The following is a 14,174-nucleotide window of genomic DNA, read 5'->3' as shown; positions in this document are numbered from 1 at the left end:
ACGACGAGTCGACGAGCGTTTACTCCGCGTCGACCGACGTCTCCGTGAAGTACGTCCGCGCGGTCTTCGGGACCTGCTTCGTGTCCGTTACCTCGAGGGCAGCGGTCGCGACGATGTCGCCGGCCGAGCGGCCGATGCGGATCTCGTAGGGCCCTTCCTCGACGGCGAGGTTCATACTGAGGTCGTGGAAGGCCAACTGCGTGGCCGACAGGTCGAAGCTGACGCGTTTCGATTCGCCCGGCTCGAGCGAGACGCGCTCGAAGCCCAGCAGTTCCTGAACGGGACGAGCCTGACTCGCGTTCGTCGCCCGGGTGTAACACTGGACGATCTCGTCGCCGGTGCGGTCGCCGACGTTCGTGACCATCACGCTCGCGGTGACCGATCCGAGCGGCGTGACGCTGTCGGTCGACAGCGAGACGTCGCCGTACTCGAACTCGGTGTAGCTCTCGCCGTGGCCGAACGGGTAAACCGGGTCGCTGTCGGTGTAGACGTAGTCCTTGTTCGCGGTGTTTTCTTTCCGGTTGTAGTAGACCGGCAGCTGACCGACCGACTTGGGCAAGGAGACGGGGAGCTTTCCGGCGGGGTTGTTCTCGCCGAACAGCGTCTCGGCGATCGCCGGGCCGCCCTCGTCGCCGGGGAGCCACGCGTAGAGGATCGCGGGGGCCTCTTCGGCGATGTCCTCGATGGCGTGGGGTTTGCCGCTGACGAGGACGACCACGACCGGCGTATCCGTCTCGAGCAGTTCCGTGACGAGTTCCTCCTGCACGCCGGGCAGGCCGAGGTGGGTCACGTCGCAGCCCTCGCCGCTGGTCGGGACGCTGGGCTTCTCCTCCTTCTCGGCCTCGACGTCGGAGAAGTCGACCGCCGAGCGTGCGCCGACGAACGCGAGTGCGACGTCCGCGCCCGCGGCGGCGTCGGTCGCCGCGTCGAAGCCGTCCGTCGAGGGGCCGGAGATCGTACAGCCCTGCTCGTAGGTGACGTCGACGTCGTCGCGGGCCTCGAGCGCCTCGAGCGGGGTGACGGCGTCGGCCTCGTACTCCTCTTCGGGGTAGTGTGCCGCGTAGGCGTAGTCGCCCATCAGCTCCTTCGGATTGTCGGCCTTCGGACCGACGACGGCCACGTCGTCGACGTCGAGCGGGAGCAACTCGTCGTCGTTCTTGAGCAGGGTCATCGACTGGCGGGCGGCTTCGCGGGTGACCTCGCGGGCCTCCTCGTTGTGGAAGGCGTCCGCGGCCGCGTCCGCGTCGACCGCGGGGTCGTCGAAGACGCCCTTCCGGAACTTCTCACGGAGGACGCGACGCACCGATTCGTTCAGCGTCTCTTCGGCGAGGTCGCCTTTCTCGACGGCCTCGACAAGATGCTCTCCGTAATACTCCGTGTAGGGGAGTTCGACGTCGATACCGGCCTCGAGGGCCTGGACGGCGGCCTCGGGTTTCGTGTTCGCGGTCTCGTGTTCGGTCACGAGGTGCCGAACGCTGTAGTAGTCCGAGACGACGGTGCCGTCGAAGCCGAACTCGCCGCGCAGGACGTCGGTCAGGAGCCACTCGGAGCTGGCGCAGGGGACGCCGTCGATGTCGTGGTAGGCGTTCATCACCGACTCGGCGTTGGCCTCGCTGATGACGGCCTCATAGGGGAACAGGTGGGTCTCGCGGAGTTCCCGCGGCCCGACGTTGAGCGAGGAGCGGTTCTTTCCGCCGTCGGTCGCGCCGTGGCCGACGAAGTGCTTCAGCGTCGCCGAGATACCGTCCGCGCGCCCCTCGCCCTGGAGTCCCGACACGTACGCCCGCGCCATCTCGGCGACCATGTACGGGTCCTCGCCGAAGGTCTCCTCGACGCGCCCCCAGCGGAGATCACGCGCCACGTCGAGCACCGGCGAGAGGGCGTGAACCGTGCCGATCCCCTCGAGTTCGCCGCGGATCGTCTCGGTAACCGTCTGCAGGAGGTCGGGATTCCAGCTGCTGGCCATCCCGAGCATCTGCGGGAAGGTCGTCGCCTCCGGTCCCATGTAGCCGCTGAGACACTCCTCGTGCGGAATCGCGGGGATCCCCAGCCGCGTCTCCTCTCGCAGGTAGGTCTGGAGTTCGTTCGTCACGCGTGCGGCCTCGCTGGGCGAGAGACTTCCTTCTCCACCGAGTCGCGTGAAGTGGCCGATCCCGTGTGCGAGCCACTCGTCGACGGCGTCCCAGTCGATCTCGGCGTCCTCGTCGAGGAGTCGATCGGCGTTGACCGAGCCCAGTTGGGCGGCCTTTTCCTCCACGGTCATCCGCTCTACGAGGTCTTCGACTCGGTTTTCGACGGATTCCGATTCGTCCTGATACGCAGCGGTAGGCTCTGGTGTCACATCCTGACCCGTTGTGAGCGATCGTCTTAGTATTTCTGACAGTGGTTTCGCGGCGGCAATAGCGGCGAGCGATCGGCAAGCGGTCAACGAGGTGGCGGCAGGTCATCGTTCGCCGCTCGTGCAACGGCTCGTCCCGTAGCTTCGCCTCTATTCGATTATATTGGATCCGATTCTTCCATAGAGAACTATGTTCTGTCTAACACTAAACTCGGTAAACGAACGATCACGCCACTCGACATCACACCGCCGCCCGAAGTATTACACTGGTACGCGTGTAATCTTCTCCCGGACATCGAGCGATTCCCTCTCGATCCCGATGCTACTGCTTCGCATATCGTGTGAAATGGCTCCAGCTATCCGATGTAATGAAGAATAGAATTCTCTTATACAGAACTAAGTCTGGTCATTAGTTCGGTTGCTCACCCCTGTATCCTCAATCAGCGGACGAACGATATGGCGAAGGGGATCGTCGCTCGCCCACCCGTCCGACCGAGTTGTCGCTACCGACCTGCCGGAATCGACGTCCGAAACGTAACTATCGTTCTACGGGATTCCGCCGTCAACTCCGAAATGATACCGCCTATTTCACTGAAAAGGTAGCCGATTGTTGGATAATCGCCGAACAATCTCGAGGGATACGCCCCTTTTCGCGGCAGTCCGTTCTTATTGAAACAGTAATTTTATTAGGGTTGGGAAGCAGTACATCAGTATCAATAAACGATGACTAATTGGCTTATTAAGCGAGTGGGACAGAGCGTGCTGACCGTCGTGGTCGTGTTCCACCTGACGTTCGCGTTGGTGCGGTTGATGCCGGGCAACCCGTTCGAGGCCATGGTTGCTCAGATGTTGTCCGAGAATCCGAACAACCCGGACGCGGCGCGGCGGCTCGTCGAGATTTACATCAACATCAATCCCGACGCGCCGATGTACGAGCAGTACCTCAGTTACATGTCGTCGATGCTGCAAGGTAATCTGGGGTACTCGATGTCACAGCAGGAATCCGTCAATCAGATCCTCGCCGAGGCAGTACCGTGGACCATCTTCTACATGTCCATCGCGATGGTCGTCACGTTCACGACGAGCATCTGTCTAGGCGCGATCATGGCCTACTACGAGGGATCGAAGTTCGACACGGCGATGACGGTCGTCGCGGTCGTCGAGAGTTCGACGCCCTACTACGTGGTTGCGCTCCTGATGTCGTTCGTCTTCGCGTACCAGCTCGGCTGGTTCCCGACCGGCTCGCGGTATCCCGGCGGCGCCGATATCGGTCTGAACGGCGAGTTCATTTTCGGCGCGTTACACCACGCCGCCTTGCCGATCCTTTCGATGATCGTGACGGGGGCGGCGGCGTCGCTCAGTATGCGCGGGAACTCGATCAGCGTCCTCGGCTCAGACCACATACGGGTCGCTCGCCTCCGCGGGCTCCCGCCGACTCGGATCGCCCTACGCTACGTCATGCGAAACGCGATCTTGCCGCTGTACACGGGCCTCCTCCTGCTCCTCGGGTTCATGATCGGCGGCTCGATCATTCTCGAGGACATCTTCCAGTACCGGGGGATGGGGTGGTACATGTACGAGGGCGTCCAGAACCGTGACTACCCGCTGATGGTCGGCGGGTTCATGGTGATCTGTATCACCGTCGTCATCATGATGTTCATCGCGGACCTCACGTACAGCCGCCTCGACCCGCGCGCGAAGACGGGCGGCGACGACATGGAGGTCTACGGGAGCGCAGCGGGCGTTCCGATCCGAACCCAGATCAAGCGCTACATCAAGCGCCTGACGAACAGCAGCGAAAAGCGTGCCGACGGTGGCACGACGACCCACGGCTTCTTCGGCGAGGAGGACATTATCGATGTCGACCGAAAGGACGTCCTCTACCGGAAGTTCGATCGGTCCCTTTACGCGCCCGCGAAGATCGTGCTGAGCGACTGGCGGGGCTTTCTCGGGACCTCGATCCTGAGCGGGTTCGTACTGCTTGCCGTCTTCGGCCCGCGATTCGTTCCGAGTCCGACGGCGACGTTCGAGCGGTGGGTGTCGCCCCTCGACGGGAACCTCGCACACCCGCTCGGAACGACCAACGGCGGCCAGGACCTGCTCTCGCTGATGGTCCACGGAACCTCGCCGGTGTTGATCATGATTACGGTCGGTGCGTTCGCGACGGTCACGCTCGGCGTCAGTATCGGCGCAGCCGCCGGGTTCCGCGGCGGCAACACCGATCGTCTGCTGATGACGCTGTGTGACATCATCGTTTCCGTTCCCGGCCTCCCGCTGATCATCGTGATCGCCGCAATCGTCGAACCGCGCCACCCGGCGATGGTCGGGCTCGTCCTCTCCGTCGCAGCGTGGGGTGGTCTCGGGCGCTCGATCCGCTCCGAAGTGCTCAAGGTCAGAAGTCAGGAGTACGTCGAGGCGTCTCGCGCGATGGGCGTCAATACGTTCTCGATCATCCTGAAGGACATTCTGCCGAACATCTGGCCGTACATCCTCATCAACCTCGCCAACAACGCCCGCAACATCATCTTCTCCTCGGTGGGGCTGTACTTCCTCGGCTTCCTGCCGCGCAGCACCCGTAACTGGGGGGTCGTCCTCGACGCAGCACAGCGAAACAACGCGCTGTACTCTCTCGGACAGGTTCACTACATCGCCGTCCCGGCGGTGTTCATCATCGTCCTGTCGATGGGTCTGATCCTCGTCTCGCAGTCGCTCGACCGGATCAGCAACCCGCGGATCCGCGCCCGCCACGCGAAGTCGGTCGATGAAGAAGAGCCGGTCTGAGCCGCCGAAACGCGTTTTCCGTTCGATTCGGGTTTTCGTTTCCCCTTCGATTTCGACGCTTTTCGTCACTATCGGTCGCCTCGAGCGAGCAGTTGGGTTGCAGCGAACGAGCACCGCCCTCGACTCTCGAGACGCCGAAAATCAGCGCTGGATTAGTTCGCCGGGTACGCGTCCGCTTCCGCGAGAACCGACGAGTCCTCGAGCGCCCAGTCCTGCAGGTAGGACTCTTCGGCGGCGACGAGTTCGGCGAACAGTTCGCGGGCCTCCTCGGTCTGGAGGGTCCGAGTCTGCTGGTCGATGAGGAAGCCCTGGAAGGCGGCGTCGACGTCGCCGTCGCGAGAGGCTTCGATGACGGTTTCGATAGTGTCGACGTGGCCGCGAATAAGGCTGCGGACCGGCCGCGGGAAGCCGCCGGCGGCCGTCGGCTTGACCTCGTTGTTACGGACGACGGCGTTCGTTTCGACGACGGCGCCGTCCTGTAGGTCCGAGACCTGGCCGACGTTGGGGAGGTTGACGTTCGTGACGTAGGTGTCTCGCCCGACCAGCGCGCGGAGGATATCGACGAAGACCTCGTTGGATTCGGTTAGCTCGAACTCCTTCTCGCCCTCGAGCCAGGCTTCGACGTCGGTCGTCTGGTCGGACTCGGCGGGCGTCCAGTGTTTCGAGCGGTAGTCGCTGCCGGTGCGCTTGACGCCCCAGCGGTTGAGCCCCTCCTGGCCGTCCTGGATGAACCACGTCGCGTACTCGACGAGGTGGCGATCGCCCGCCGCCGGGAGGACGTCGAACCGCCGGAACAGTTCCCAGGTCACCTGCCAGTTGTCGACGAAGACGCTCTCCTCGGCGAGGTCGTCCCAGGAAAATTCCTGACGGGCGTGGTCGCTCTCGACCAGCTCCTCGAGAACGGGCCAGAGGTCGACACCCTTGCAGCGGGCCTCGTCGACCCAGGTGAAGTGGTTGATCCCCTTGACGTTGACCGAGATGTCGTCCCGCTCGGCGTCCATGTCGAGTTCCTCGCGAGCGTAGTGCGCGAGGCGGTGGCGGGTGCCCAGCACTTCGTGACAGAGCCCGAGCGCGTTGATGTCGGGGTACTCGTCGTAGAGCGCCCGCGTCACGAAATGGACCGGGTTCGTGTAGTTGAATACCCACGCGTCGGGGCAGTGCTCGCGAATTGCGGCGGCGAACTTTCGGTACTGCGGGACGGTCCGCATCGCCCGGAAGATGCCGCCCGGGCCGATCGTCGCCGCCACGGCCCCGTAGATGCCGTACTCCTTCGGAATGTCGAGGTCGTGAACGAACGTCTCCGCCGGATCGTACTGGGTCGAGAGGATAACGACGTCGGCGCCGGACAGCGCCGCCTCGAGGTCTTCGACGGCCTCGTAGGACCAGTCTGCCGAGGGTTCGACGTCGGCCTCGTCGTGGACCCAGTTGCCGAACTCGGCGTTCAACTGGGCGCTCTCGTAGTACTCGTCGTAGAGCCGGACCTGTCCGTGTAAGTCCGACTGCGCGAGGTCGCGGATCAGGTTCGGTGCCCACTGTCGACTGCCGCCGCCGATGTACGCGATCGTGATATCGTCGGGGTCGATCGCTGATTCGGAGCGGACTGCAGAGTGTACTTGCTGTGACATCGTACGGAGTGAGTGTTATCCACTGGCATAAAACCCGGGGTACGAGTAAGATCAATCCGTATTCGTTCCCGACCGGCGAAGTGTGTTCAGCCGGTCAGTTCGTTGCGACGGAGACGATCCCGTCGAAGTTGAGAATGACGCCCTGCGTTCGATCGCCGAACAGCGCCTTTCCGGTCGGCGACCGCTTGCGGCCGGCGATGAAGATGTGATCGCAGTCGTGCCTCTCGGCCGTCGCGACGATCTCCTGGGCTTCCGGCCCGTCGTCGATGACGATACAGAGCGGTTCGTAGTCGACGTCGAGATCCTCGAGTTGCGACTTCGCGAGGTCGGCGGCGAACTGGCGCCCGCTCTCTTTGACGTCGTCGGGCGAGTACGACGTTCCCTCGACGTTCGCGATCGTCGACATGGTTTCGATGTCCTGTTCGTATTCGTCCTTGTCCATCGTCGCGAGGAGTTTGAGTTCGGCGTCGACGCCGGCGGCTAACTCGCCGGCTTCCCGAATGAGGCGTTTGGCGAACTCCGACGATTCGACGACGACGAGTGCGCGATCCATGTCTCCCGCATTCGTTCACGATCAAATAAACGTACCGCCCGGACCGGAACGCTGCTACGCCCTATACGTAGCGACGTGCTCACCATTGCGCAGTAGGTGAGTGACCTCGAGAGTATGATTCAGTAGTGTATCATATCAGAGAACAGCGTTCTATCTGAACCAGCGGCCATAGACACACGCGAAATAGCATTGATTCTCCGTTCATACCGGAAGATCGGATCGAGGGCTGGTAGCAAGGCTCTATCCGGCGTCTCCGCGTGGATCAATTTTCGTCTCCTGACAGCAGTTTATCTAGAACGCGTTATCGATTATCGAACGATGTTTCGACTATGAGAATCGACGCTGTTCTCGAGGACGAGACGAGGAGCGACGATTGCGGCTCGAGTCGCTCCTCGAGAGACGGGCAGTCGTAGCCGAACGACTCGAGAACGGAAAACAAACCGTCGCGATCGGGATCGACGTTCGACCAACAGATCACGACTTGACGGCGCCTTCCGCCAGCCCCTTGACGATGTAGCTCTGGAGCAGGAAGAAGACGATCAGCATCGGCAGCGTCGCGCCGAGCGCGCCGGCCATCAGCATGTCCCACTGGAGCGCGTACTGGCCGACCCACTGGGACATCCCCGGCGGCAACGTCTGGGTCTGGGAGTCGTTGATCAAGATTAGCGCGAAGACGAACTCGTTCCACGCCTGGACCCACGTGAAGATCGCCGTCGTCGCGATCGCCGGCGCCGACAGCGGGAGGATCACTCGTACGACGGCGCCGAACCGCGTGCTCCCGTCGATCATCGCCGCCTCCTCGAGCGACTCAGGGAGGTTCTCGTAGAACCCGCGCAGCATCCAGATCGCAAAGGGGAGCGTGAACGCGACGTACGCGATGACGAGCCCGGTGAGCGTGTTGAACAGCCCGATGTCCCGGAAGACTAGGAACAGCGGGATCGCGATCAGGATCGCCGGGAACATCTGCGTGATCAGCAGGAACGTCGCCACCGCCTTCCGGCCGCGGTAGCGCAGGCGGCCGATACTGTACGCGCCGAGCGTACAGACCGCGATGCTCAAGATCGTCGCGCCGATGCTGACCAGCAGGCTGTTGCGGAACCAGTAGCGGAAGTCCGAGCCGAACCAGACGTCGCGGTAGCCCTCGAGGTTCGCGTTCGCCGCCCAGCCGACGGGATCGCCGATGAACGCCTCGAAGGAGGTTTGGTTGACCGACACGACGAACATCCAGAACACCGGGAACAGGACGAGCGCGATCAGCGACCACAGCAGCGCGTGGAAGCCAACCCGTTTCGCCTGCGCGGTGCGTTCGGGACCCAGCCACAGGAAGCCGGCGTTCGATTCGCCCTCCGGAACCGAAGCGGGGTCGGGTTGCGTGTCCGTTGCCATGTTATTTCCCTCCGATGTCTTCGCGGTACAGTCGCAGGTAGATGAGCCCGTAGGTCAGCATGACCAGCAGCATGACGACCGCGATGGCGCTCGCCAGCCCCATGTTCTGGAGGTGGAACGCCTGCCGGTAGATGTACACCGGCAACACCATCGAGGAGTTGCCCGGGCCGCCGCCGGTCATCACGTAGATCAGCGTGAAGTGGTTCAGCGTCCAGAGGCTCATCAGCAGCGTCATCACGACTGCAACCGGCTGCAGGAACGGCAGCGTAATGTGCCGGAACGTGTCCAGCCGCGTCGAGCCGTCGACGCGAGCCGCCTCGTACAGGTCGCCCGGAATGCCCTTCATGCCGGCCAGGAAGGTCAGCATGAAGAAGGGGAAGTTCCGCCAGACCCAGGCGAGCATGATCGAGAACAGCGCGTAGCGCGAGCTCGCGAGCCACTGAATGCCGTCGGTGAGCCCGAGCGTGCGGAAGAGCCCGTTGATCGCGCCGAGTTCGTAGTCGTACATCAGCCGCCAGTTGAAGGCGATCGAGATGAACGGGATCGCCCACGGGAGCAGGAGCAGCGTCGTCGCGACCGAGCGGCCGTAAAACTCCCGGTTGAGAAGGGTTGCGAACCCGAGCCCGATCAGCGCCATGATCACGACCGCCGCGAACGCCCACACCAGCGTATTTCGCATCACGACCCAGAACTCCGTCCAGCCGACGATCTGGGCGTAGTGCTCGAGGCCGACCCACTCGGGGTCGCCGATGCCGTCGTACTCGAAGAAGCTGAGGTAGATCCCCCGGAAGAGGGGATAGACGCTCACCAGCCCGAGCGCGAGCAGCGACGGCAGGAGGAACAGCCAGCCCCAGACGCTCTCCTTCGAGAGCCAGTGGTAGTACTCCCGCGGGAGTTCGAACTCGCGGAGCGTGCCTAATCGCGTTGCCATGTGTTAGTTCCCATCAAGGTGGTCTATAAAGCTAGGTGATTCCGTTACTCGTAGGGGTTCCAGATCTGGGGCGTGCCGTTGCTGCCGTCGATCCAGTCCTGCAGTTCGTCCGGTGGGTCGTCGAGCGAGGGTTGCTCGTCGCTCTGCTCGAGTTCGTAGTCCACGGCGTCGGAGTCGCTGATCGTCGAGCGGACGTCGTTCGCGAGGTCGACGAGCGCCTCCTTCGGATCGTGATTCGCGCCGAGGATCCCGGAGATGGCGACCGAGTACGCGTCGGTCGTACCCTCGAGGTCGCCCAGGAACGGCGCGTTCCGCTGGGGGCCGGTAATCCCGTAGCGGGCGCTGTCCGAGGCCTGGTCCAGCCGGTTCTGGATCCACTCGTCGGGGATGTCCGTCGGGTTCTCGGTGAACGGCGGGAGTTCCTCCTGGGCTTCCCGAACGGGCAGGAAGTTCGGCGTCGCGTCCGGGTAGTACCCCTCCATGGTGTCGGGGTTGGTCATGTACTCGATGAACGACATCGAGAGGCCGTCCTCGACGTTGTGCTGGGTGAAGTCCGATTCGAACGCGGAGAGGCAACTTCCGCCCATGAAGGCGGTGTTGGTACCCATCGGGCCCTCCGGAATCAGTTCGAGACTGGTCGAGTCCGCGACGGCGTCGCCCTCGTCGATCATGCTGTTGGCCGCGTCGCCCGAGTTGATCATGAAAGCGGCCTCGCCCTCGCGGTAGAGTTGTTCGGCGTCGGTGCCGTCCATCCCGGCCCAGCCGCCGGGACCGATCTCCCACTCCTCCTGCATGCTGGCCATCCAGAGGTGGGCAAACAGCGACGTCGGGGAGTCCAGTTCGACGGTCCACTGGTCGTCCTCGTAGTTGTAGAACTCGCCGCCAGCCTGGACGGCCGCGCCGTAGAGAACCTGCCCCGTCCCCGTGGACTGCGATCCGGCGGAGACGAACCCGGTCTTATCGGTCTCGCTCTCGACGTCCGTGGCCGTATCGACCATCTCTTCCCACGTCTCGGGGACGCTATCGTGGCCGGCGTCCTCGAGGATGTCCGTGTTCGCGTAGAAGTTCCGGACCTCGACGAACCACGGGAAGCCCCAGACCTCACCGTCGTAGTTACCCCAGTACGACGGCGTGTCGTACCAGTCGTCGTACTCGTTGAACAGTTCCGTGTTCGGCCGCACGACGCCGCGCGAGCCGTAGTCGACGGCGTGTTCGTTGGCCATCTCGCTGACGTTCGGCGTGTTCTGGCCCTGAATCGCCGACGCCCAGGATTCGAACACCTGATCCCACGTGATGACCTCGGTTGTCAGGTTGACCTCCTCGTCCGACCAGTTCTCGAACTCCGCAGCGGTGTCCCGAAGCGCCTGCTCCTCCTCCTGAATGTAGCCACGCATCGTCCACCAGAGGAAGTCGCCTTCGCCGGTCCCTTCGGTGTCGTCCCCGCCGACACAGCCGGCCAGGCCGGCGGTCGCACCGGCGGCACCCATCGCACCCGCGGTCTCCATGAAGCCGCGCCGCGAGTACTCCTCGGCGTCCGGCTCGTCGGTCGATGCCGATGGCTCCGCTGTGTCATGGGTGTTCCCACCAGACATGTCCCTCTGTGACATAGGTGTACTGAGATGGTACATGGTATCGTATAAGTATCTTTTCAAAGTGGTATCCAGAATTAAACTACTTCCTGATCTATCATTGGGTTGCTGTCGGGAGCAAACCTCGAGACGCCGCTATCGGACGCCGGAACGACTGATTTGCTATTCAACGCCCACCGGCTCCGAACGCGGACGCGCTTTCTCCACCCATTACCCGCCCAACATGTCGTGATCGATCACCATATTTTATTACGATCCACGGGGACCTGTCGAACCACGATGGCAGTACAGCGTCTCTCGTCGCGAACCGTCGGGATAGCCGGAGCACTCTCGCTCGCGTTTTTGATCCTCGCGTACGCCGGCATCCAGTACATCCTCGAGCAAGGGTGGGGACTCGTCTTCGAAGTCGCGTACCTGTTGGCCCTGCTCATCGGCTTCGCGATCGTCGCGGACCGGCTGTTCGTCCAGTAGCCGGCGGACGGTGGCAGCGGAGGGCGAGACCGACGACGAGACCCACTACGAAAGAATTTATGCAATACGAGAACGATACACAGGCCGATGGATATGGCGGAGTCTAACGCGACGATCGGCAGCTGGGAACGGCTATCGCCCGAGGAAACGAGACTGGGGATTCGCCGCGCCGCCCTCGAGATGGGCGAGCTGGTCCGGAGTACGCTCGGGCCGTTGGGCGTCGACAAGATGATCGTCCGGCGCATGCAGGACGACCGGCTACGCGGGTTCGTCACCAACGACGGCGTGGCGATCTTAGAGGAGTTCGAGGGCGAGACCGACCACCCGATCGCGAACCAGTTCATCGGGCTCGCGGAGACCCACGAGGACGAGATCGGCGACGGCACGACTACGACGACCCTGCTGGCCAGCGACCTGCTCGCGACCGGGATCGACCTGATCGAGGACGGCGTCCCCCCGGTCGCCGTCGTCGAGGGGTTCTCGATCGGCGCCCAGCGAACGCTCGAGGTTTGGGACGACCTCGGGATTCCAGTCGCCACTAACGGCCACCCAACTACCCGCGCGGCGTTCGACGAATCGCGACTCGAGCGGATCGCGACCTGCGGCATGACGAACGGCCGCGCGGGCTCGTGGCCGCTCGAGCGGCTCGGCGACGACGTCGTGGACGCCGTTCTCCGCGCGTGGGAACCCCAGCGAGGGACCGTCCATCTGGGCTACGTGTCGATCGAGGCCATCCCGGGCGGCGACGCCGCGGATTCGAAGCTGATCCCCGGCAGCCTCCTCCCCTCCGAGCCGATGATCGAGGACACATTGCCGGTCGACGGGGGCGTCCTCGTCGTCGACGGCTCGCTCGAGCCCCGGGAGATCCGCTCGTCCTCGGTTACGATCGACGGCGACTACGCGGGCAACGTCGCGAATCTCGAGCGCGAAGCCGCGGCTGTCGCCGACGCGATCGCCCGGGCGAACGCCGCGGCGGTGTTCGTCACCGGCGACGTCACTCACGATATCGGCACCGAACTGGCCCACCGCGGAATCGCCTGCTTTCGGAACGTCAAGGACTCGGACGCCGAGGTCCTCTCGCGGGTCACGGGCGCGACGATCCGCGGTCCCGTCACGCCGACCGCACCCGCGTCCGTCGAGGAGTGCGGTCGCGGCGCCGTCCGACTCCGCGAGGCCCAGGACGACACGACGTGGCTCGAGGTCACGGCGCCCGCCCACGTCGATCCGCGCAGCGTCGGGCTCGTCGTCCGGGGCGGGACCGAGAGCGCCGCCGACGAGGCGCGGCGGCGGATCAAGGTCGGTCTCAACGCGGTTCGCGCCGCGGTCAAACGGCCATTTGCCCTCCCCGGCGGCGGTGCGGCCGAACTCGAGGCGGCCCGCGCCGTCCGCGAGCTGGCGCCGAAGTTCGACGGCCGCGAACAGCTTGCAGTCGACGCGTTCGCCGACGTGCTCGAGTCGATCCCGCGGACGCTCGCCCGGAACGCGGGTCGGGATCCGATCGACGCCGTCACCGAACTGCGCGCGCGCCACGACGCAGGGCATACGCGGGCGGGCATCGATGCGAACGGCGACCTCGTCGACGACGTCGTCGCGGCCGGCGGCGCGCTCGACGCGCAACTGGTTCGGACGAGCAGCCTCGCCCGCAGCGTCGAGTTCGCGAACTCGCTGCTCAGGATCGACAGCGTCGTGCGAAACACCGCGCCGCCGTTCGATCCGGAGGAGTTGCCTGGTGCCGCCGGTTCCTCCGGGACCCCCAGTTAGAAGAGAAACGCGGTCCCGACGCCGAGCAGCGTCACCGGCAGCACGCTCAGGACGCTCTGCTTCTCGTCGATCTCGTAGAGTTGTTGGACGACCGGCAGCAGCAGGAAGCCGGTGACGATCCAGGTGACCGCCTTGAGGACGCGGACGGCGTGCATCTGCGGCGTGTCGTAGACGAACGAGTGGGCCGAGAGGGCGAACTCGACGGCCTCCTCGCCGCTCCCGGCAGCCGCTGCAGTCGCACCCTCGGGAACGGTGATCGTCGCGATCAACGCGGCGCCGAGGATGAAGACCGGCGCGAACAGGACGCTCAGGTAGCCACCGAACTTGAACGTCTCTATCGCCAGATCGTGTTTCTCGGAGAAGTAGCCGGCGATAGCGCCGACCAGACCGAAGTAGAGGAACCACGAGAACGCGACGACGGCCGCCCCGAACACGAGGTTGACGGCGAGCGCTATCGGCCAGCCTGGGAAGACGTAGCCCTCGACGACGATGTACGGCTCGCTCAGGTACTCGAACGCGCCGCGGGCGAGCGCGTGGAGCGCGAGCCCGACCAGCGCCGGCAGCCAGCCGTACCGGCCGACCACGTCGACCATCTCCCCGATGTCGTTCGCTCGGACGAGCTTTCGCCACGGCCGGACTGCCGTCCACCTGTTCCCGCGAGCGGGTGCGTTCGCGCGACGGCTCATACGCTCACCTCTTTTCGGGCGGTAAAAAAGATGGCGCTCGGCGGGGCCGCGAC

Annotated in this window: 10 protein-coding genes; 3 read left to right on the top strand and 7 right to left on the bottom strand. The window is 64.1% G+C overall.

The window, feature by feature from the left end; translation table 11 throughout:
- Positions 1-19 precede the first annotated feature (19 nt).
- Complete coding sequence (locus ATJ93_RS11705; RefSeq protein WP_120245264.1) at positions 20-2,263, bottom strand: glycoside hydrolase family 3 N-terminal domain-containing protein; 2,244 nt, start codon at positions 2,261-2,263, stop codon at positions 20-22.
- A gap of 798 nt (positions 2,264-3,061) precedes the next feature.
- Between ATJ93_RS11705 and ATJ93_RS24450 the strand changes: the two genes are divergently transcribed.
- The gene (locus ATJ93_RS24450) at positions 3,062-5,119 is read left to right on the top strand and encodes an ABC transporter permease subunit (RefSeq protein ID WP_120244805.1); all 2,058 of its coding nucleotides are present in this window, start codon (positions 3,062-3,064) and stop codon (positions 5,117-5,119) included.
- 152 nt (positions 5,120-5,271) lie between these two features.
- Here the strand turns inward: ATJ93_RS24450 and ATJ93_RS11695 are convergent, their stop codons facing one another.
- From ATJ93_RS11695 to ATJ93_RS11675, 5 genes are all read right to left on the bottom strand, one after another.
- Positions 5,272-6,744 carry a family 4 glycosyl hydrolase gene (locus ATJ93_RS11695; protein WP_120244804.1) on the bottom strand — a complete coding sequence of 491 codons (1,473 nt, stop codon included), beginning with the start codon at positions 6,742-6,744 and terminating at the stop codon, positions 5,272-5,274.
- Positions 6,745-6,838: 94 nt separating this feature from the next.
- Positions 6,839-7,297, bottom strand: coding sequence for a universal stress protein (locus ATJ93_RS11690; protein WP_120244803.1), 459 nt, complete (start codon positions 7,295-7,297; stop codon positions 6,839-6,841).
- 474 nt (positions 7,298-7,771) lie between these two features.
- The gene (locus ATJ93_RS11685) at positions 7,772-8,683 is read right to left on the bottom strand and encodes a carbohydrate ABC transporter permease (RefSeq protein ID WP_211334048.1); all 912 of its coding nucleotides are present in this window, start codon (positions 8,681-8,683) and stop codon (positions 7,772-7,774) included.
- Between the two features lies 1 nt (position 8,684).
- Positions 8,685-9,614: a carbohydrate ABC transporter permease gene (locus tag ATJ93_RS11680; RefSeq protein ID WP_120244802.1), complete on the bottom strand. Its 930-nt coding sequence runs from the start codon at positions 9,612-9,614 to the stop codon at positions 8,685-8,687.
- Between the two features lie 44 nt (positions 9,615-9,658).
- On the bottom strand, positions 9,659-11,221 hold the full coding sequence (locus ATJ93_RS11675; RefSeq protein ID WP_120244801.1) for a sugar ABC transporter substrate-binding protein: 1,563 nt from the start codon (positions 11,219-11,221) through the stop codon (positions 9,659-9,661).
- 261 nt (positions 11,222-11,482) lie between these two features.
- On the opposite strand from ATJ93_RS11675, the gene ATJ93_RS11670 reads away from it, so the two are divergent.
- On the top strand, positions 11,483-11,674 hold the full coding sequence (locus ATJ93_RS11670; protein WP_120244800.1) for a hypothetical protein: 192 nt from the start codon (positions 11,483-11,485) through the stop codon (positions 11,672-11,674).
- A 93-nt stretch (positions 11,675-11,767) separates the two neighbouring features.
- Positions 11,768-13,435 (top strand): TCP-1/cpn60 chaperonin family protein, encoded by a 1,668-nt coding sequence (locus tag ATJ93_RS11665; protein WP_245977551.1) that lies wholly within the window; start codon positions 11,768-11,770, stop codon positions 13,433-13,435.
- On the opposite strand, the gene ATJ93_RS11660 is transcribed toward ATJ93_RS11665, so the two are convergent.
- Positions 13,432-14,121, bottom strand: coding sequence for a hypothetical protein (locus ATJ93_RS11660; RefSeq protein WP_120244798.1), 690 nt, complete (start codon positions 14,119-14,121; stop codon positions 13,432-13,434). The genes ATJ93_RS11665 and ATJ93_RS11660 overlap by 4 nt on opposite strands.
- Positions 14,122-14,174: the final 53 nt, after the last annotated feature.

This window comes from Halopiger aswanensis (assembly GCF_003610195.1).
Taxonomy (GTDB): Archaea; Halobacteriota; Halobacteria; order Halobacteriales; family Natrialbaceae; genus Halopiger; species Halopiger aswanensis.
The sequence above is the reverse complement of the archived record's forward strand: the minus strand, read 5'-3'. Positions and strand labels throughout refer to the sequence as shown.

What these genes read in the sequence shown, in the direction of transcription:
- ATJ93_RS11705 (WP_120245264.1), bottom strand. Translation starts at nt 2,263, where the DNA reads ATGACCGTGGAGGAAAAGGCCGCCCAACTGGGCTCGGTCAACGCCGAT.
- ATJ93_RS24450 (WP_120244805.1), top strand. Translation starts at nt 3,062, where the DNA reads ATGACTAATTGGCTTATTAAGCGAGTGGGACAGAGCGTGCTGACCGTC.
- ATJ93_RS11695 (WP_120244804.1), bottom strand. Translation starts at nt 6,744, where the DNA reads ATGTCACAGCAAGTACACTCTGCAGTCCGCTCCGAATCAGCGATCGAC.
- ATJ93_RS11690 (WP_120244803.1), bottom strand. Translation starts at nt 7,297, where the DNA reads ATGGATCGCGCACTCGTCGTCGTCGAATCGTCGGAGTTCGCCAAACGC.
- ATJ93_RS11685 (WP_211334048.1), bottom strand. Translation starts at nt 8,683, where the DNA reads ATGGCAACGGACACGCAACCCGACCCCGCTTCGGTTCCGGAGGGCGAA.
- ATJ93_RS11680 (WP_120244802.1), bottom strand. Translation starts at nt 9,614, where the DNA reads ATGGCAACGCGATTAGGCACGCTCCGCGAGTTCGAACTCCCGCGGGAG.
- ATJ93_RS11675 (WP_120244801.1), bottom strand. Translation starts at nt 11,221, where the DNA reads ATGTCACAGAGGGACATGTCTGGTGGGAACACCCATGACACAGCGGAG.
- ATJ93_RS11670 (WP_120244800.1), top strand. Translation starts at nt 11,483, where the DNA reads ATGGCAGTACAGCGTCTCTCGTCGCGAACCGTCGGGATAGCCGGAGCA.
- ATJ93_RS11665 (WP_245977551.1), top strand. Translation starts at nt 11,768, where the DNA reads ATGGCGGAGTCTAACGCGACGATCGGCAGCTGGGAACGGCTATCGCCC.
- ATJ93_RS11660 (WP_120244798.1), bottom strand. Translation starts at nt 14,121, where the DNA reads ATGAGCCGTCGCGCGAACGCACCCGCTCGCGGGAACAGGTGGACGGCA.